Genomic DNA, 19,770 nt, shown 5'->3' with positions numbered 1-19,770 from the left:
GAACAGTTATGAAACGACCCGCGCTGATATAATGCGGGTCGTTTTTGTTTTACCGGGCTGCTTTTACCCGTCTTGTTCTGCCGTCCCACTGAACGGTTACGTCCATCGTTCGGGCACTCATCGAGCCAACAGGTGTTCCCTGTACGCTAACGTTGACCAACGAATCAGCGGTAGATCCGCGCGTCAGCTCAAAGGTGTACGTGGCGACGTCGAACGAGCCGGGTGTCTCCGTGACGGTCAACACGGCCGATAAATGTGTATTGTCTAGTCGACTTGTCGTAAACTTCATCGAATAAGCGCCGTCCGGCAGCGGTCGCACTACCGCTCCCGACTGATAGGAAGTCAGCGGGTAGACGCCCGTCAAGCCTAGGGTGAGGTCTGTTTCGGGGACAGGTGCATTTGTTTTGCAGGCACTTATCACGAAAAGCGTAGCCACTACCAAGGATAGATACTGTTTCATAGCGCGAGTATACGCGTATCTCAGAACACGACATACACCTACTCATTTCTTTCCTGTAAACGGTCTTATTACGGATTGATCAAACCTCAGGGGGCTGTTTGGGTTTTTACGGACAGCGGTGCAACTTTGGCCCATCACAGCGTAACAACGCACGTTTGGTTGCACCGTTGTTTTACTACAATAACACCATCTAACATCAACTGCCTGATTATGAGTAACAAACGGAAGATAGGTATCTTGTTTGGCCAGGAAAATACGTTCCCCCAGGCGTTTGTCGATCGCGTTAACGAGAAGCAAAGCGACTTCCCCGCCGAGTTTGTCCGCATTGAGCAGGTGGAACAAAGCGTTCCGACCGATTACGCGGTGATTATCGACCGGATTTCGCAGGATGTTCCATTTTATAAAGCATTCCTGAAAAACGCAGCCCTCACCGGTACCGCCGTGGTGAACAACCCTTTCTGGTGGAGTGCCGATGAGAAGTTTTTCAACAACGCGCTGGCCGTTCAGCTGGGCGTACCGGTTCCGAAAACGATTCTGCTGCCTTCGAAAGAGCGCCCCGACGACACGAACCACAATTCGTTCCGCAACCTCGCCAACATGAACTGGGACGGCATTTTTGAGCACATCGGCTTTCCGGCGTTCATGAAACCCCATGCCGGCGGTGGCTGGAAAAGCGTTTATAAAGTCGACAACCCGGAGCAGATGTTCCGTGCTTATGACGAGACGGGTCAACTGGTGATGCTGTATCAGGAAGCCATCGACTTCACCGATTATTTCCGTTGCTACTGCATCGGCGGGAAAGATGTGCGGATCATGCCGTACGAGCCGCGCAACCCGCATCACCTGCGCTACGCGTCGGAGATGAAAACGACCGGCGATGCGGGTAAGAAGCTGCTGAAAACGATGGAGGAATATGTACTGAAGCTGAATCACGGCCTGGGCTACGACTTCAACACGGTTGAGTTTGCCGTGCGTGACGGTATCCCCATCGCGATCGACTTCTGCAACCCCGCTCCCGACGCCGACGTGCATTCAGTTGGTCAGGAAAATTTTGACTGGGTCGTGGAGGCCGCTGCCAATATGGCCATCGACCGGGCCCGCAAGAACGTAGCGGGTAAAGACAATCTGACCTGGGGTACGTTTGTACGCGGTTCGATTGGTGGCCCGGCTCCGAAACCAGAAAAGCCCGAGCCGAAGGCAGAAAAAGCCCCTAAAGCGGAGAAGGAATCAAAAGAAAAACCGGCTCCAGCTGAGAAGCAGGCACCGGCTGAAAAACCAGCCAAGGAAGCCAAAGGTCCGAAAGCTGCTGAGCCTGTCGAGAAGCCAAAGCCGAAAGCGAAGAAGGGCAAATGAGCCAGTCGCTGAACTGACAGATACCGTAGTGTGTACAAGAAACCCTTTGCGTCTCATTCCATCCGGAAGTGAGACGCAAAGGGTTTCTTGTACCAACCATCCGGAGGATAAAACGCAAAGGGTACTAACACGAGCCATCCGGACCTGAGACGCAAAGGGTTGCGTCTCTACATTTGTTCGCGTTTGTCGAGTTCCTGCAATACGTCGACCATGGTTCGGTGGCGGTTAGCGTCGCCGATCAATCGAAGGCCGGTCATAATCAGGGAGAAACCGCCCGTGCTGACCCAGAACCAGTTGTCTTCGTTTCCTTGCCGGAGTCCCCAGCCGTGCAGCACAACGGATAGCCCGCTACCCACGAACATGGCACCAACCCCGCCCTTTACCCAGAATTTCGTCAGTAATTTCGTTTCCCGTTCGCTGCGCATACGCTGATTAGTCAGGTGATACTACCCTAACCACGCAGCCGCCGTTCCGTTTTCATTGAATAGACAGGATTACAGGATTGACAGGTTTTCTTTCTCTCACAAAATCCTGCCAATCCTGTAATCCTGTCTATTCTCAGTTTGGTAGGGGCATTATTTCGATGTTTTTGTAGTAGACCGTGCTTTTGGGGTCGTGGCCCTGTATGGCAATGGTCCCGCTGCCCGCCTTGTCGGTATTTTCCGGCTCAGTGTAGGTGTTGATTACCTTGTCGTTAATCAGGATCTGAATGGTTTTACCCCGCACGACAATGCGTTCGTTGTACCATTCGCCGTCTTTCACAAACGTCTCTTTTACGTCCTGTAGGCCATAGACACTACCCGTTTTGCGCCAGTCGGTATGAGTCTGATTGACCTGGATTTCGTAGCCCTGTTTCGGCCAGCCGTTTTCCTGATAAGCCGTGTGGATGAACATACCCGAGTTCGAGCCGGGCAAGGTTTTGATGTCGGCCTTCCACTCGAAATTTTTGAACTCGTGATTGTTGACCGGCCCTTCGTAGAACAGATGGGCCCGTGGTCCGGCCACGACAATGGCACCGTCCTGAACACTGAACGTAGCCGGATTTTCGGCCGCTTTCCAGCCGGTCAGTGTCTTCCCATCGAACAGGCTGACCCACTTCTCTTTGTGCGTGTCTGACTTGTAAGCGGGCATTGTCAGCAGTCCGGCCAGCCCCAGTGCCAGCAGTAGTGTGCGTTTTACCATTGTGTTTGCTTGTTGCGTATTCCTTGAGCAGAAGTCAGTAACGGCCTGCTTCTACTGCATTCTGAGCTATACGTCACGGACAGACGCTCACCCCGTTTGCATCGACTTTCTCACCTGCCGCAACACGGTCAGGTGCGTTTTAACCAGCGGGTGAGTGGCCTTCGCCAGCTGTCTGAGGTCGTTAGCCGACGCATCCGAACGCTCTCATTTTACTGAGACGATGATCCCGCCACCCATCGGTTTCGTAGCCCGCTCCTGAAATAGTTGTATCCTGACAATCCATCTGCTTCGACGCGCAGTTATCCCCTCCGACGAAGCATTTTCAACACCCAGTAAATTAGCAAACGTTATGAAAATTGTAGTAAGCACCGCCCTACTAGTGGCAATGACCGTAACGCTCGGCTATTCCCAGGCGACCGTATCGGGCAGCCAACGCGCCGAAAAGCAAGCCCAACCGACCAGTACCCGCAACGACCCACGCCCGGCCCCCGCGCCCGCATCGGTATCGGCCACGAATCAGGTTCGCTCATCGCCCACGATGGGTACGCCCGCTTCGGGCGCTACCAGCCAGCCCACACGGGGTGCCCGCGCCGACTATGGTCCGGTGAAGAAGCAGTCCAAAAAGAAAGACCGGTAGCCCTAGCCACCGGTCTTTCGTGATTCTGAAACGTCGGCCCGTGCCGGCGTTTTATTTTTTAGCGATGCGGTAAAGCCGCCCCTGATCGGTAATGGCGTAGATGGCTCCGTCGTTCCCTTGTGTCAGGTCGCGGAACCGCTGATACTGATCGGCCAGCAGTCGTTCTTCACCAACGACTTTGTTGTTCTCGATCACCAGCCGGGCGATGTGCATGCCGCTCAGCGCCCCAACAAACAGGTTGTTTTTCCACTCGGGCATGACATCGCTCGTGTAAAACGTCATGCCACTGGGCGATACGCTGGGGTCCCAGTAATACACGGGTTGCTCCAGTCCGTCTTTCTGCTGAATCCCCTCGCCTACTTTCGGACCAGCGTATTCGATACCGTACGTAATCGTCGGCCAGCCGTAGTTTTTGCCGGGCAATACGCGGTTGACTTCATCGCCCCCGCGTGGCCCGAATTCATCCTCCCACAGATCACCCGTCGTGGGGTTGAACGCCAGCCCCTGCACGTTACGGTGACCGTACGAATACAGTTCCGGCCGGACACCCTGTTGCCCCAGGAACGGGTTACCGGGCGCGGGTTGCCCGTCTTTCGTGATCCGAATCACTTTACCAAGCCCTGAGTTGAGCGACTGTGCCTGCGGACGCGTAACCAGGTCCGACCGTTCGCCGGTGCTGATTACGACATTGCCGCTTTTGTCGAAGACGATACGGCCACCGTAGTGCAGCGTGCCATTGTAAGCGGGCGTGGCGCGATAGATGACGGCCGGATTCTGAATCGTTTTCTCATCGGTCGACAGCTTGCCTTTGGCAACAGCCGTCAGGTTTCCGTCGGGGCGGGCTTCGGAGAATACCCAGTACACCATCCGGTTGGTCGCAAAATCAGGATCGACCCGAACACCGAGCAGACCACCCTGTCCGCCCGCGTTTACTTTCGGTACACCCGTAATCGGGGCGCTTACCTTACCATCTGCCGTTGCGATTCGCATGGTACCTTCACGTTCGGTAATCAGCAACCGACCGTCGGGCAGACTGGTAATACCCCACGGATTTTTAAGCGACTCGGTCAGAACTTTCCCTTCGTACGTCATCGCCGTTTTAACGCCCGCGACGCGCGTCTGTCCCGCAAAGGCTGGCTTGTAAGCTGGCGAATTAGGTTCTTTCGTTTCGACCGATGGCAAGCCACCCCCGGCCGATGCCTGTGTCGTGTTGGTGTTGCTTTGTCCGCAGGCCGTCAGGGTTAGCGTAAGGCCGGTCAGCAGCGTGAGAATGCCGGTAGTCGTTTGTGTTGTGTTGAGGTTCATGCTGGTTTAGTGGTCTGTCAGTTGACCAACACAAAAGTAAGCATCCCCCGTTCGTTTATTCGTTTTTGATTGGCGGAACCTGATCACCAACGCATAATGCGTAGCCTAACCATCAATCCAATTCACCAGTTGTATACCGCTCATGTCGGCAAAGTGACGCGTATTACGCGTCACCAATAGCAGGTCATGCACTACAGCAGTAGCACCGATTAACAGGTCAAAATCATCTACCGGACGCCCCATACGCCGGAGCATTACTTTCTGACGGGCGTACTCAGCTAATGCCCGATCGATGCCGAGAATTCGGCCGCTAAATATATCCTGAAATTGTTCAAGGTTCTGGCGGTTATGCGAGCGTCGTTCCGGAGCGCTGTTTTCGACGCCGAACAGCAATTCGGCAATAGTAATTTGCGACAGAAAACACCGCTGTATGCCTGTTTCAGCGATGATTTGCCGGATACCGAATTCATTTTTCAGCGCATGAACGCAGATGTTTGTGTCGAGCAAATAGTGCGTCATAGTTGCACGTCACGAGCGCCTAAAGACCGGGCATGTCGAAGCATCGTGTTTAGCTCGTCGCCCGTCTCGTCACTCTGCCAGTCGATATTATTTAGCATCTGTAATGCGTCGGACTCACCTGTAGCCTCCGTTTCATGCGTTTCCTGCAACCGTAGTCCCAGCCGTTCGGCCAGCACCCGAAAGAGTAGCAGATCGTCCTGATTATGGGTTTCTATCGTGATTGTGTGTGTCATACGTAGCTACTAAGTACTGACAAAGTAACTGAATTTATTCGGTAGCTGTTCCTTACTTGCGTTGGGGGAACGCATTCATATACAGCAGCAAAGCCGCTATTGGGTAGAACAATAGCGGCTTTGGCAATTAGTGGTGCTGGCGCAGTTAGAACGAAAAAGTATACCGGACGAAGAACGAGCGGCCGGGCAGGTTGTAGCCCCGCTTTTCGTAGTAGTTCTCGTCGGTCAGGTTCGTTACCTGTAGCGTAAGCGTGTGTTGCTTTGCCAGCGTGTAGGAGGCACTTGCGTCGAGCACCAGATAAACTGGATATTCGATTTCGGGGTTGGCCGCATCGGTGAAGTCGGTGTCTTTGCGGTGACCGACGTACCGTCCCAACAGCCGCGCCCGAAAGCCTTTAAATGAATCGTAATCCAGCCCGGCGTTCAGATTCATGTTCGCGACGTTCATGATGTCGCGCTCCGTCACGGCCCCGTCGGTTCCAACGACGGTCTCGCTGTACCGAATCATATTGGTCGCGTTGGCGAATAGTTTCAGCGAGTAACGATAAGCCGCCAGCGCGCCGAAATCATAGGCGGCTTCCGACTCGATCCCGCTGATCTGCGAATCGGCCGCGTTGACGTAGGTCGCCCGCGCCACGATAATATCGCCGTTCGTCTGCCGCTCGTTCACCTGCGTGATGATGCGGGCAATCCGGTCGGTTACGTTCGTGTGGAAGTAAGTCACGCCCGCGCTAAACCCGCTCGTGGGACGGCTGTAGTGCAAACCGGCATCGTAACTAACGCTGTTTTCATTACGGATATTCGGGTTACCGGTCGTGATGGTGATGCGCCCCGCCGAGGTCCGCACTTCTGAATATCCGGCTACGTTGAAGGCGTCGGGCGTTACGAATGCACGGCCCACCGTACCCGTCAGCCGCAGGTCGGGGGCTACCCGAACGACCGCTCCCAGGCTGGGACTGACGAAAGGCGTAGTCGATTTACCGCCTTTGTAGGTCGTCAGTAGTGGCGTTTCGCGAACGTCGAAGGTGATGTTGTCGTAGCGTACACCCGGTTGCAGAATCAGCCGATCATTGCCGAACCGCAGTTGCCCCTGTGCGTAGACGGCCGACGAGCGGATGGCGTAGTTCGGCGAAGTTGGTGCCCGTTCGGTCGTCGCGTCGGTCCAGGCACGGCTGCTCGTGCTGGCATCCAGGTAGTCGTAGCCGATGGTTAGCGAATGACGCCCAATCTGCCAGTTGTCTTTCAGCTGAATGCCCTGCCAGCGGTTTTCGGTCGTCGACGACTGGTAGGGCGTAACGGGTTTGCCCGATACGTTGGTCGTTTTGAAAAAACTGTTTTCGCCCGACGCGAACACGCGCAGCACCGGCTTATGCGCCCCCAGTTGGCCACTCAGCGCGACTTCAGCCGCCTGCCGATCGGCATCTTTCAGGCTCGACTGCGTAGTACCATACGTAATGTCGCCCGGTGATTCGACGTCTTTCGCGCTGAATTTTTCGCCCCGCATGTCGACACGCCAGTTAGCTCCCAGTTGGTAGCCCAGCCGCAGCGCCCCCGAGTAGTACGTCAGTTTCGTGTTTGGGCGGGTCAGGCCGTCGTCTTTACGATCATCGACCGTTTCCGCTGGTTTGTTAGTATAATTCTTTACCGCCTGATCGCCACCGAGCCAGTCGCGGAACAGGTTACCGCTGCCCAATTTGTAGTCCTGCGCCCGCTTAAAGTAACTCAGCGACGCATCGAAATCGAGTCGCTTTGTCAGATTACCGCCGACGTTACCGCCCGCCTGATACGTCTGGAACGAACCGTACTCCGCAAAGGCATTGCCGCGAATCGGCCCACGCGACCGGCGGGTAATGACGTTGATAACGCCCCCCATCGCCTGCGAGCCGTACAAAGCCGACGCCGGTCCTTTCAACACCTCTACCCGCTCGACGTTGTTCAGGCCGATGGTCGAGAGGTTGGTTGCACCGGCCGGCCGGCCGTCGATGAGCAGCAGCGTACGCTGGTTCAGGCCGGAAAACTGCGGCCGAAAACCCCGAATACCCACCCCCGACGACAGACTGGGGTACTGAATGACATTGACAGCCGCCAGCTTTTTCACCAGGTCAGTCACGTCGAACGCCTGCGTCTGCGCGATGTCGTGGCGGGTGAGTACGTCGATTTGCTGCGGCACCAGCTCGCGCCGACTATCGGAGCGGGTCGCCGTCACGACGACTTCGGTCAGGTCGCGATTGCGAAGTGAGTCAGGTGTTTGCCCGTAGGCCGACACGGCCATCAGCGACAGGGTTACCAGCGTTGCGCCAGTTCGTACTGGCAGGATTGGTGATGAAGAAACAGGCGCACCCAACCGGGCGCATCGACGGAAAAAATTCGTCACGTAGGTTGTATTAAATTGATTGGTAAATGATTGATAGTGTTTCTGTCATCCCGACGACAGGAGGGATCTTCCGTAATAGATTGAGAAATTATCCTTTCCCGAAGATCCCTCCTGTCGTCGGGATGACAGAAAGAGATGCAAAATGTAATTACCGGTACGACTGAACCACTTCCCACAGCGTGAGTAGCCCGATACCGATGGAAAAGATGCCGACAGCGTAGTTGATCACCCGCACCGCCGTCCGCCAGCGGTCGACCACTTTCGTCAGCGAAAACGCCAGTAGGCAACCGTAGAGCGTCATGGCGACGATGATCCCGGCGCTTTGCAAAATGATGATCCAGACGGCGGTCGACGCATCGCGGGCCGCCAGCGTCAGCGCGACGGTACAGGCACCACCCGTCCCGGCCAGGCCATGCACCATTCCGACCCAGAACGACCGACTGACTGTCGCAGCCGGTGGGTTATGCGGATGAGCGTGTTCATGGGTCTGCTGGTGGTTGCGCCGGATCGCGACGATACCCAGCCAGATCATCAGCGGCCCAACGGCCAGTTCGACTTGCTCGGCAATGTTGAGCGACAGGGCTGACTTGAGCAGCAGAATGAAGCAGGCAAAGAGAATGAGCGTAAACGAATGCCCCAGCGCCCAGTGCGACGACCGCCAGATGACCCGCCACAAATGCCGGCTTCCAGCGCGTTCTTTTTCGGACGCCAGTACCGATACGGCGGCCATGTGATCGGGTTCGAAGGAGTGCTGAACGCCCAGCAGTAAGGAATCGAGGAGTAACGGATTGACCATGTGCGCAACGGGTTGATGGGCTACCCGGTAGGAACTGCGCACGAAAAAAGCCCGGACGGCACCGAACCGGCGCATCCGTTGACTTTCCTGCCGCTTTTCTTCCCGAAAGCAACCCGGTTATGATGTTCGCGGCAGGTCTTCTGGCTCGTTCAGCGCTGACGCCTTCCCATTCCGACCGGAACAGTGGCGAGTTGTCAGCGCCTGGTTGAGAAGCGGTTTGATTGAACAGCTTCTACTAGAACTATACAGCAGCGGGAACTGCTCCGATTAACTCCGCATCGGCGGGGCGACGGATTCCCTTTTAAGTCCTTCGCATCGGAAGGACACCAGCAAACGGGGGCAAAAGTAAGGGGTTTCTGCCTTACCTTTGTCATCGATTAACGTTTCGACGTCATTTCTTCCAACCGAAACAGGTGCCACCCTACGGGTGGTGAAAAGGGAATCGGGTTAAAAGCCCGAACTGTCGCGCAACTGTACGAACGCATCAAGTCGCTGCTCATCAATCTCCACTGATCTACCGGATCGGGAAGGCCGGCAGCGACGGTTCAAGTCAGGAGACCTGCCCGTTTCGAGACGACAACGCTTTCGCGGTTTGAAGCTGGGTCGGGTTTGGTACAGGCTGATTTACCGGTATGGTATCAGCACGAACGGCAGTGTATATACCTGTCGACCAACCTCCTCTTCTACACTGCCAGCTTGCGGAAATACCGATTCGGCCGTTGGTCTGCTCACGACTCAACCCACTTACGTATGGCTGAACGCTTTTCCCAATTCCTCATAGCGGCACCGTCCAGCGGTTCCGGCAAGACGACACTCACGCTGGGGCTACTGCGTGCGCTGGCCAACCGGGGCTTACGGGTGCAGCCGTTCAAATGTGGACCCGACTACATCGATACGCAGCACCACGCCACAGCAGCCCGTAGACCCAACGGGATGCCGCCCAGCGAGGTGTCGACCAGTGAAGCGTCGCCCGGCATCAATCTCGATCTGTTCATGGCGTCGCCGGAGCACGTTCGGTCGTCGTACGGGCGGTACGTGCAGGGGGCTGACGTCGCGATTACGGAGGGGGTGATGGGGTTGTTCGACGGGGCGGACCGGATGCAGGGTAGCAGCGCGGCCGTGGCGGAATTGCTGGACATCCCTGTCATACTGGTTGTCAACGCGAGAGCGATGGCCTATTCAGTGGCTCCGCTGCTCTACGGCTTCAAGAATTTTTACGCGGGTATCCGGCTGGTCGGGGCTATTTTTAATAATGTCGGGTCGGAATCGCATTACCGGTTTCTGGCCGATGCCTGCGCCGATGTGGGCGTTGAACCGCTGGGCTACCTACCCAGCAATCCCCGCTTTGCCATTCCGTCGCGGCATCTGGGCCTACACCTGTCGGCCGAAACCGACTACGAACAGATCATTCAGGCCATCGCCGACGAGTTGCCCAAAACCGTCGACCTCGACCGGCTACTAACCGCCACGCAGTCCCCCAGACCCATTTCAGCACCAGTCGATGTGTCTGTCTCCGGGCAGTCGACGCGCCGGATCAGCGTAGCACGGGACGAAGCCTTTCTGTTCACCTACCAGCAAAATATCGACCGGCTGGCTCAGTTTGGTACCGTCACGTTTTTCAGCCCGCTGCACGACACGGTTTTGCCCGATACGGATTTCCTGTACCTGCCTGGCGGTTACCCCGAGCTGTACGCGCAGCAACTGAGCCGGAACGAATCCATGCGCACCAGCATCCGCGATTACTGCCTGTCGGGTGGCCTGACCTATGCCGAATGTGGTGGGCTGATGTACCTGAGCCAGTCCATTCAGGTTCAATCCCGCCTGACCCGGTCCGGAACAGCCTGGCCGATGGCGGGGGTACTGGCAATGACGACGTCGATGCAGGCCGCAAAACTGACGCTGGGCTACCGCACCGTCGACTGGCAGGGTAACGGCTTAGAGGGGTTCAGCCTCAATGGCCACGAGTTTCACTATTCCAGCTTAACCGAGCCGGCTCCCCTATCCTCCATCGCGTCGATCAGCAATGCCAAAGGCATGCCGGTCGAGACAAAGCTATATCGCGTTCAGAACACGTTCGCGTCCTACGTTCACCTCTACTGGGGCGACAGACCGGATTTTATTGAGCAGTTGTTCGCATTTGTAGAGACGCAATACCTTGCGTCTCAGCACCCGGACGGTCATTAACTCGGACGGTAAAGGCTGGCGCAGAAAAAAGGCTGACGCAGAAAAAAGGCTGACGCATGCTGAGACGCAAAGTTTTGCGTCTCTACAAACAAACCCACTACCCTCCACATGGCAGATATCAAACGGCAACGCGTAACCCGCGCCGACGGAAAAGCCATTAACCTCGTGCAGCGCCGGGGGCACCTGTCGTACTGCTACAACGCCTGCTGCTGCGGGCGCGTCGACCGGGGGTACGCGGCTATCCCGGTCGACCTTTACAAGAGCGAATGGATGCGCCGGAAAATCCGCAACGTCGTGCACATGACCAAAGGTGGATGCCTGGGGCCGTGTACGCTCGCCAACGTCGTCACATTGCTGTTCGACGGGCAGTCGGTCTGGTTTCACTCCATCAACAGCGACTGGCAGATCATCGCCATTTTCGACTATATCGACAGTATGATTGCCGCCGACGGCTACCTGCCGCCCCCGGCCGAGCTGTCGGAATACGTCTTTCAGTTTTACAGCTGGAAAGGTTCCGAAACGGCCACGCAGGCGGGACAGGTGGCCCTGCCGACGAGTGGTATCGTATTCCTGACCCATGCCGACACCGACCTGCTAACGATGAATCGGGTGCTGCAAACGCTGCCCGACGATTTCCCGAAAACAACGGGCCTGAGTCTGCTGGCGATCAGGAGTGAAGCGCAGATGGCGCAGCTGCTCGACCGCGAAATTGGTACCGCCCGGATTATCATCCTCCGCATTCATGGTCGGCCGAGCAGCGTGCCGGGTTTTGGTGAACTGGTGCGCCGGGCCAACGAGCGCGGGCAGCATCTGATCGTCATCAGCGGCACGGGTGATCTGAACCCGGAATTTGCCGCCGTCTCGACAGTGTCGCCCGCCATCCTGCACGAAACGCTGGCCTACGTACAGGCCGGTGGCTATCAGAACCTGACGTCGCTGCTGTACTTTCTGTCGGACCACCTGCTGCTGACGGGTTTCGGGGCCGACGCACCGGTACAACTCCCCGACCACGGCATCTACCACCCCGACCTGCCCGAAAACACTGATATGCAGGAGTGGGTGCAGCGCCACAATTCAGACTGGCCGACGGTAGGTATTACGTTCTACCGCTCGCACTGGATCAGCGGTAACACGGCCTTCGTGGACGCACTGGTACGGTCGCTGGAGGAGAAATCACTCAACGCACTGCCCGTTTTCACAACCTCGCTCAAAGCCGTCGACCCCGATACCGGTGCGCCCTTCGCGTTTTCGTTTTTCCGGGCGGAGCACGGCGGCATTGCCATCGATAATCTTATCAACACCATCTCCTACGCCATGACCGACCTGCGTTCGGGCGACGACGAAGCCCCTTCGCAGGCGATGTTGATGCAACTGAACGTACCCATCTTTCAGGCCATAACACCCGGCATGGCGCGGGGACCGTGGGAGTCATCGAGCCGGGGGCTGAACCCGCTCGACACGGCCATGAACGTCGCTATCCCGGAGTTCGACGGGCGGATCATTACCGTGCCGGTATCGTTCAAGGAAAAGGATCGCACGACGAAAGGCTACGTACCGCTCGACGACCGGGTAGAGCGCGTAACGGGGCTGGCCCGTCGGTTTTCGCGCTTACGCAGCCTACCCAACGCCCAGAAACGAATCGCGTTTATCTTCACGAATTCGAACACGAAAGCGTCGCAGATCGGTAACGCCGTGGGGCTGGATGCACCCGCATCACTGCTAAACATGCTGCACGCCATGGAGGCCGAAGGCTACCAGGTGGGCGACCTACCCGCCACCGGCACCGACCTGATTCACCAACTGATCGACCGCTGCTCGTACGACCAGACCTACCTGACAACCGACCAACTGGCGAACGCAGCCGGGCGAGTGTCGACGGCGCAGTACGCCCGCTGGTTTGCCGACCTGCCCGACCTCGTGCAGCAGAAGATGATGAAGCAGTGGGGGCCGCCCCCCGGCGAAACCTACGTCCACGACGGACACATCGCGCTGGCGGGGCTGCACCTGGGCAATACGTTCGTGGCCCTGCAACCGCCACGCGGCTATGGTATGGACCCTGACGCCATTTACCATCAGCCTGACCTCCCACCGACGCACCACTACTACGCCCTCTACCGCTGGCTCCGCGACGACTGGCAGGCCGACGCCATCGTCCACGTCGGTAAGCACGGCACACTAGAATGGTTGCCGGGTAAAGGCATCGGCCTGTCGGCGAACTGTTTTCCGGACGCGTTATTGGGTGATCTGCCGCTGTTCTACCCATTCATCATCAATGATCCCGGCGAAGGATCGCAGGCGAAACGGCGCGCCCACGCGGTGGTGGTCGACCACCTGATGCCCCCCATGACATCGGCCGACAGCTACGGCGAACTGGCTCAGCTGACGCAACTGGTCGATGAATATTACCAGGTCGAGACGATGGACCCGGCCAAACTGCCGCTGCTGCAACGACAAATCTGGACGCTCATCAAACAGACCAATCTGGACATGGACCTGTCGGCCATGCTCAGCCGCGACCACGGCGATCACAAGCACGAGTGGGACGATGAGCTAACGCCCGACGGGGTACCGGTCAGCCTGACGGAGATGGACGGTAAGGACGTGGCACACCTGATCGAAGACATCGACGGCTACCTCTGCGAATTGGGGGCTGCCCAGATTCGCAACGGGCTGCACACGCTGGGCGAGATGCCCACGAGCGACGCCCTGATCGACATGCTGCAATCGCTCACCCGTCTGCCCAACGCGTCCGCACCGAGCCTGTCAGCCGAAATTGCGCAACTATTCGGCTTTGACCTGAACGACTTACAAACCGCTAAAGGAGCACGGCTAATAACCGTTGCCGACCGCTTCATCGATCTTGCCGGACGCCCTGTCGTCACCAATGCCGATGCGCTGGAAGTGATTGACGAGCTGAGCAACCACCTGTTTCGCGTGGCTGAGCAGCATCGGTTCCGCACCAGTCAGATCGATCAAATCCTGTTCGAGACGTTCACCCTGCCCCCCACCACACCCGCCCTGACCGGTATCCGACAGGTGCTAACCTACGTTTGTGAGCGACTTCTGCCGAATCTGGTTCGCACCGACGACGAACTAGCCAACCTGTTACATGGCCTGTCGGGCGGGTACGTACCGGCCGGGCCGAGTGGTGCCCCGACGCGCGGGCAGGCGCATATCCTGCCAACGGGTCGTAACTTCTACGCCGTCGATCCGCGCGCACTGCCATCACAAGCAGCCTGGGAGGTGGGGCAGCAACTGGCCCGCGAAGTCCTCGACCGACACTGGAAGGAAACCGGCCGCTACCCCGAAAGCGTCGGTATCAGCATCTGGGGCACAAGTGCCATGCGCACCAGTGGTGACGATGCCGCTGAGGTCATGGCCCTGCTGGGCGTACGGCCCGTCTGGCAGGCCGAAAGCCGACGCGTGGTTGACGTAGCCGTGATTCCCCTCGACGAGTTAGGTCGCCCGCGCATCGACGTCACAACCCGTATCAGCGGCTTTTTCCGCGACGCCTTCCCTCACCTCATCGACCTGCTGGACGATGCCGTACAGCGGGTTATTGCGCTGGATGAATCGCCGGAGCAGAACTTTGTCCGCAAGCACTACCTGGCCGAACTGGCGGAATTGCAGGCGCAGGACGTTCCCATCGAGGAAGCCGAAGAACGGGCGGGTTACCGCATTTTCGGGGCAGCACCGGGCAGCTACGGCACCGGGATTCTGCCGCTTATCAACGAAAAGAACTGGCATACCGACGCTGACTTCGCCGAAACCTACGTCAACTGGGGTGGCTATGCGTACACCCGCACCGTGCAGGGAGCCGACGCCCGCGACGAGTTCCGGCAGCGGCTGTCGGGCGTCGAAGTGGCCCTGCACAATCAGGACAACCGCGAACACGACATTTTCGACAGTGACGACTACCTGCAATTTCACGGCGGCATGATTGCCACCATCCGCAGCCTGACGGGGCAGCAGCCGAAGCATTATTTCGGCGATTCGCAGAACCCCGCCCGGCCCGTTGTGCGCGATCTAAAGGAAGAAGCCCTACGCGTATTCCGCTCGCGGGTTGTCAATCCAAAGTGGCTGGACAGCATCAAAAAGCACGGCTACAAAGGCGGCTTAGAGCTTACCGCAACGGTCGATTACCTGTTCGGTTATGACGCCACCGCGCAGGTTGTCGACGACTGGATGTACGCGAAAGTCGGCGAAACCTACGCCCTCGATCCGGCCATGCAGGAGTTCTTCGCCGACAACAATCCGTGGGCACTCAACGCCATCGCCGAACGGCTACTCGAAGCTGCCCAGCGTGGCCTTTGGGCGGAACCATCCTCCGAGATGCTGAGCGCCCTACAAGGTATTTACCTTAACAGCGAACGCCTGCTCGAAGCCCGAAACGAATAGATGCGGAGATTAACCATTGTATTCTCCGCAAATTTGCGGAGAATACAATGTATTTTGCGGAGAATAGAATATCTATCGTCATGTACATTCATCAACGCAGCCAGTGGCCACACTTCACCTGGCAGGACGAACAACTTTCGGCGCTCCTGAGCGATGTTCGCTATGTACAGGGCCGCCTTGCTGGACGGATGGATATGCTTGGCTTTTCGGCTCAGCAGGAGGCAAGTTTTCAGACCCTTACACAGGACGTCCTGAAAACGTCGGAGATAGAAGGTGAAATTCTACCACTGGATGAAGTACGTTCGTCCATAGCCCGGCGATTGAACATCGACATCGGTGGCCTGATCCCGACAGATCGGTCGGTGGATGGCGTTGTCGATATGTTACTGGATGCAACTCAGGAGTACGATAAACCACTACGTGAAGACCGACTATTTGGCTGGCAAACAGCCCTGTTTCCGGACGGCCGAAGTGGTTCGTATACGATTCAAACGAGCCGCTGGCGTAGCGACGATATGGGGCCTATGCAGGTTGTGTCGGGTCCACTTGGTCGCGAACGGGTTCATTTTGAAGCCCCGGCCAGTGAGCGATTAGTCGATGAGATGACCCGTTTTATCGATTGGTTCAACACCGACCAATCGCTTGATCCAATCCTGAAAGCCGCCGTCGCACATCTCTGGTTCGTGACGATTCATCCGTTCGATGACGGCAACGGTCGCATTGCGCGGGCGATTGCCGACATGCAGTTGGCACGCGCCGAACGGTCCCGTTTTCGGTACTATAGTCTGTCTGCGCAGATTCGATTAGACCGAAAGGCCTATTATACCATGCTGGAACGGACGCAGCGCGGCTCGCTGGACATCACCGACTGGCTGGTTTGGTTTCTGGATTGCCTGCGCCGGGCGCTACATCAGACCGAAACGCAACTGGCCCGAGTGCTAGTGAAAGCACACTTCTGGTCCCGATTCGGCGATATACCGCTCAACGACCGGCAACGACTGCTTATCAATAAACTTTGGGATGGGTTTGACGGCAAGCTGACGTCATCGAAATGGGCGAAAATTGCCAAATGCTCGCAGGATACAGCCTCGCGCGATATTCAGGACTTGATTCAAAAAGGAATGCTAATCAAAGACGAAGCCGGTGGCCGAAGCACCAGTTATTCACTCAGCTACCAGACAGACCTATGACCTACCCATTTTCGGCCCTCGTTGGTCAGCCGTTGCTGAAACAGGCGCTACTGCTGTGCGCCGTTAATCCGGGTATTGGCGGGGTGCTGATTCGGGGCGACAAAGGCACCGCGAAAAGTACCGCCGTCCGGGGACTGTCGGCCGTCATGCCATCGGTGCAGCGGGTAGCGGGTTCACGGTTCAACTGCCGCCCTGACGAGCCATTACCAGCTTGTGACGCCTGCCAACAAGTCGACTGGCAGACCGAGACCATCGCCGTCCCATTTGTCGATTTACCGCTGGGCGCGACTGAAGATCGGGTCGTGGGCAGTCTGGATCTGGAAAGCGTACTGGTCGACCGGCAGAAGAAGTTGCTACCGGGGCTGCTGGCATCGGCGCATCAGGGTATCCTGTACATTGATGAAGTAAACCTGCTGGCCGATCACCTGGTCAACGTGCTGCTCGACGTAGCGGCCATGGGGATCAACACGGTACAGCGCGATGGCTTATCGGTCAGTCATCCCGCGCGGTTCATGCTTATTGGTACGATGAATCCCGAAGAAGGTACGCTGCGTCCGCAATTCCTCGACCGGTTTGGGTTGATGGTCGATGTGGCAGCGCCCCGTGCGGTCGAGGAACGGACCGAGGTCGTACGCCGACGGATCGCGTTCGAAACGGCCCCGATTGCCTTCGCGGAGCAATGGATTAACGAACAGCGGACGCTGCAACAACAGATCGACCAGGCTCGGCAGTTGCTGCCTTCGGTTCGCATGGCCGATGGGATGCTGACTATGATTAGTCAGCTTTGCACCGACCTGAACATCGTTAGTCTGCGGGCTGACATCGTACTGTACAAAACCGCCCTGACGATAGCCGCTCTTGCCGGAAGAACCGACGTTATACCCGACGACATAAAACAGGCGGCTGAACTGGCGCTCCCCCATCGGCAACGCAAAAAGCCAACCGACGCCCCACCGCCAGCGACCAACCAACCCAACCCGGCTACCGCTCCACCGAAACCGCCCACCGAAACCGAAAATGGGCCGGACAGCACTGGATCGGATTCAACACCGGACGATTCGCCGGAAGGAGATACCAGTCAGCCCCCCGAACCGACGCAACCGGAACAAGTGTTCGGGGCGCTACCACTAATCGCTGCACCAACGTTGCCAACCGCGCTGACGGAACAAGTACGTCAGCCACAACCGGCTCCGGCGGGGAAGCATCCAGCTACAACTGGTCAGCAACGAGGGGCCTTTGTACGCGCCGTTCCCAATCCGCAACCGACCGACCTTGCTATCACGGCTACGCTTCAAAGCGCGCTACTCCGCAATACGGACGATCTTATCATCAGCCGCGACGACTTCCACCAGACCGTCCGGGCGAGTAAAACGGCGCGGCTGATTCTATTCGTCGTAGATGCGTCGGGATCGATGGCGGCTGGTCAGCGGATGGAAGCGGTGAAAGGAGCCGTACTAAGCCTGCTGACCGACGCGTATCAGCACCGCGACAGTGTGGGCGTCATCAGCTTTCGGGGTGTCGACGCGCAGTTGCTGCTACCGCCGACACGGGACGTCGAGCAGGCGGAGCAGGCGCTGCGTGCGTTACCCACCGGCGGCCGGACACCCCTGCCCCACGCCCTGCAACTCGCCCTTGATGTGATGCAGCAGTTCCGCGAGCATCGTCCGTTCCTGGTCGTGCTCAGCGACGGCAAAGCCAACGTTTCTCTACCGAGCCTGTCCGCCGGGGCGGGTAGTGGCGATGCCTGGCAGCAGGTCGTGCAGCTTGCCGGTCAGGTACGTGCGCAGTCCGTACCCGCGCTGGTCTTGGACACCGACGCCGACTACCTGCGTCTTGGCCGCGCCAACGCCCTTGCCGACGCCCTGGGAGCAGACTGCATTTCACTGGATAGTTTATCAGCCGATGTACTCACAGAAACCGTTTCGAGCCGGGTTGTCAGATAACTAACGGCTATTTTGCGTATATTTAACTTAACCGAACAGCAGGATGCTGTTTTGATACGACATATCGTATGATAACCGTGCATATCGACGACGCACAGTTGGAGCAACGCATCAACGAGGAGGTAAATGCCACTGGAAAAAGTGTGCAGTTAGTCATTGAAGAACTACTAAGCGCAGCCTTGCCGACACTGGAATACCCGCATCTCAATCCCACCGAGCATGGGCACATCATTGCTGATTCGCTAGATACATCCAACGAACAGTCGGAAAATACGACGCTGTTTAGTCAAGTATCCAATGCCGCTGACTACGTTTCCAACCTACGCAAAACTTCTTGGCGTCGCTAATGATTTTGACCGATACGTCAATCCTAATCGATTACTTACGCAAGCGCCCCGGCGCTGTTGCCTTTGTTAATACTATTGGAAAAGCTAATCTGGCGATCAATACGATCATCGCCATGGAGTTATGTCAGGGCGCGTTAAACAAACAGGAATTCACCGCTATTCAGAAGGAGCTACAGGGCTTTTTCATGTTGCCCGTCAACGAACCAATAGCACAATTGGCGTTGCAGCTTTCGCAGTTATATGCTCTATCTCATCACATAGGACTACCCGACACCTTTATTGTTGCTACAGCCCTGATTTATAACATCGAGTTGCGGACGTACAACGTTAAAGACTTTCGGTTTACCCCCCGGTTACGCGCAGGGCCGTTAAGTTCTTGGTTTAGCGCTGATGATAGGCAAATTTCTTTCGGCTAACCATACCCCCCGCCCCCTAAAGGGGGTGAAATTTGCAAGCAAACTACTCCCCCTTCAGGCTAACCTTGTAGGGGTTTTGAGCCTTCAAAACCGAGCACTTCGCAAAGGAGCTTTTTTACCCCTAAATCCCCTGAAGGGCGGTCGGCCGCTGCCGGACTTTTTCTAAGTGCGAGTAAAGTCCCCTTCAGGGGATTTAGGGGTAAAAAAGCCTGTCCATAAAGCCAGTTAAGTACAGGACGTGAAACCCCTACAAGATTAGCCCTTCAGGGGGGCGGGGGGTAAACAGGCTAGAACTTAACAGCCCCCCGGTTACGCGTATCCAGTTCACTGACTTACTAAGAGCCTATCCGAAAATGATTGAGCGTTTCCAAACGATGTGGGCACAGGCCAGAAATAGCAAGGCTTTATAATTGGCGACCTTCTTCTCCCAGCG

The 19,770-nt window shown here is 57.0% G+C and carries 16 protein-coding genes and 2 riboswitches; of the genes, 8 read left to right on the top strand and 8 right to left on the bottom strand.

What is annotated here, in order from left to right; translation table 11 throughout:
- Nucleotides 1–49: 49 nt before the first annotated feature.
- Nucleotides 50–460, bottom strand: a complete 411-nt coding sequence (locus CLV58_RS15785; protein ID WP_146141448.1) for a hypothetical protein — start codon at nt 458–460, stop codon at nt 50–52.
- A gap of 210 nt (nt 461–670) precedes the next feature.
- Between CLV58_RS15785 and CLV58_RS15780 the strand changes: the two genes are divergently transcribed.
- Nucleotides 671–1,813, top strand: a complete 1,143-nt coding sequence (locus tag CLV58_RS15780; protein ID WP_106138798.1) for an ATP-grasp domain-containing protein — start codon at nt 671–673, stop codon at nt 1,811–1,813.
- 167 nt (nt 1,814–1,980) lie between these two features.
- Here CLV58_RS15780 and CLV58_RS15775 read toward each other — a convergent pair whose 3' ends face one another.
- Both CLV58_RS15775 and CLV58_RS15770 read right to left on the bottom strand, forming a co-directional pair.
- On the bottom strand, nt 1,981–2,238 hold the full coding sequence (locus tag CLV58_RS15775) for a hypothetical protein (protein WP_106138797.1): 258 nt from the start codon (nt 2,236–2,238) through the stop codon (nt 1,981–1,983).
- 133 nt (nt 2,239–2,371) lie between these two features.
- Nucleotides 2,372–2,995, bottom strand: a complete 624-nt coding sequence (locus CLV58_RS15770) for a 3-keto-disaccharide hydrolase (protein ID WP_106138796.1) — start codon at nt 2,993–2,995, stop codon at nt 2,372–2,374.
- 349 nt (nt 2,996–3,344) lie between these two features.
- On the opposite strand from CLV58_RS15770, the gene CLV58_RS15765 reads away from it, so the two are divergent.
- Nucleotides 3,345–3,632: a hypothetical protein gene (locus CLV58_RS15765; RefSeq protein WP_106138795.1), complete on the top strand. Its 288-nt coding sequence runs from the start codon at nt 3,345–3,347 to the stop codon at nt 3,630–3,632.
- A 51-nt stretch (nt 3,633–3,683) separates the two neighbouring features.
- Here CLV58_RS15765 and CLV58_RS15760 read toward each other — a convergent pair whose 3' ends face one another.
- From CLV58_RS15760 to CLV58_RS15740, 5 genes are all read right to left on the bottom strand, one after another.
- Complete coding sequence (locus CLV58_RS15760) at nt 3,684–4,937, bottom strand: PQQ-dependent sugar dehydrogenase (protein ID WP_106138794.1); 1,254 nt, start codon at nt 4,935–4,937, stop codon at nt 3,684–3,686.
- Between the two features lie 105 nt (nt 4,938–5,042).
- A complete protein-coding gene (locus CLV58_RS15755; protein WP_106138793.1) occupies nt 5,043–5,456 on the bottom strand; it encodes a PIN domain-containing protein in 414 nt (137 codons plus the stop codon).
- On the bottom strand, nt 5,453–5,689 hold the full coding sequence (locus CLV58_RS15750) for a hypothetical protein (RefSeq protein WP_106138792.1): 237 nt from the start codon (nt 5,687–5,689) through the stop codon (nt 5,453–5,455). Before CLV58_RS15750 ends, CLV58_RS15755 begins: the two co-directional genes overlap by 4 nt.
- Nucleotides 5,690–5,834: 145 nt before the next feature.
- Entirely contained in the window at nt 5,835–8,063 is a 2,229-nt protein-coding gene (locus CLV58_RS15745; RefSeq protein ID WP_146141447.1) for a TonB-dependent receptor, read from the bottom strand.
- A gap of 148 nt (nt 8,064–8,211) precedes the next feature.
- Nucleotides 8,212–8,934 carry a cytochrome c biogenesis protein CcdA gene (locus CLV58_RS15740; protein ID WP_245882347.1) on the bottom strand — a complete coding sequence of 241 codons (723 nt, stop codon included), beginning with the start codon at nt 8,932–8,934 and terminating at the stop codon, nt 8,212–8,214.
- Between the two features lie 38 nt (nt 8,935–8,972).
- A riboswitch (cobalamin riboswitch) is annotated at nt 8,973–9,206 on the bottom strand.
- A 47-nt stretch (nt 9,207–9,253) separates the two neighbouring features.
- Nucleotides 9,254–9,440: riboswitch (cobalamin riboswitch) on the top strand.
- A gap of 169 nt (nt 9,441–9,609) precedes the next feature.
- Between CLV58_RS15740 and CLV58_RS15735 the strand changes: the two genes are divergently transcribed.
- From CLV58_RS15735 to CLV58_RS15710, 6 genes are all read left to right on the top strand, one after another.
- Complete coding sequence (locus tag CLV58_RS15735) at nt 9,610–11,043, top strand: cobyrinic acid a,c-diamide synthase CobB (protein WP_106138930.1); 1,434 nt, start codon at nt 9,610–9,612, stop codon at nt 11,041–11,043.
- A 108-nt stretch (nt 11,044–11,151) separates the two neighbouring features.
- The gene (cobN, locus tag CLV58_RS15730; RefSeq protein WP_106138790.1) at nt 11,152–15,441 is read left to right on the top strand and encodes a cobaltochelatase subunit CobN; all 4,290 of its coding nucleotides are present in this window, start codon (nt 11,152–11,154) and stop codon (nt 15,439–15,441) included.
- A gap of 80 nt (nt 15,442–15,521) precedes the next feature.
- Entirely contained in the window at nt 15,522–16,631 is a 1,110-nt protein-coding gene (locus CLV58_RS15725) for a Fic family protein (protein ID WP_106138789.1), read from the top strand.
- Nucleotides 16,628–18,574, top strand: a complete 1,947-nt coding sequence (locus tag CLV58_RS15720; RefSeq protein WP_106138788.1) for a magnesium chelatase subunit D family protein — start codon at nt 16,628–16,630, stop codon at nt 18,572–18,574. Before CLV58_RS15725 ends, CLV58_RS15720 begins: the two co-directional genes overlap by 4 nt.
- Nucleotides 18,575–18,642: 68 nt before the next feature.
- Complete coding sequence (locus CLV58_RS15715) at nt 18,643–18,921, top strand: hypothetical protein (RefSeq protein ID WP_106138787.1); 279 nt, start codon at nt 18,643–18,645, stop codon at nt 18,919–18,921.
- Complete coding sequence (locus CLV58_RS15710; RefSeq protein WP_106138786.1) at nt 18,921–19,337, top strand: type II toxin-antitoxin system VapC family toxin; 417 nt, start codon at nt 18,921–18,923, stop codon at nt 19,335–19,337. The genes CLV58_RS15715 and CLV58_RS15710 overlap by 1 nt, the downstream gene beginning before the upstream one ends.
- The last annotated feature ends 433 nt before the right edge of the window (nt 19,338–19,770 follow it).

The organism is Spirosoma oryzae, from assembly GCF_003002825.1.
Lineage (GTDB): Bacteria > Bacteroidota > Bacteroidia > Cytophagales > Spirosomataceae > Spirosoma > Spirosoma oryzae.
This window is presented reverse-complemented; position numbering and strand designations above follow the sequence as displayed.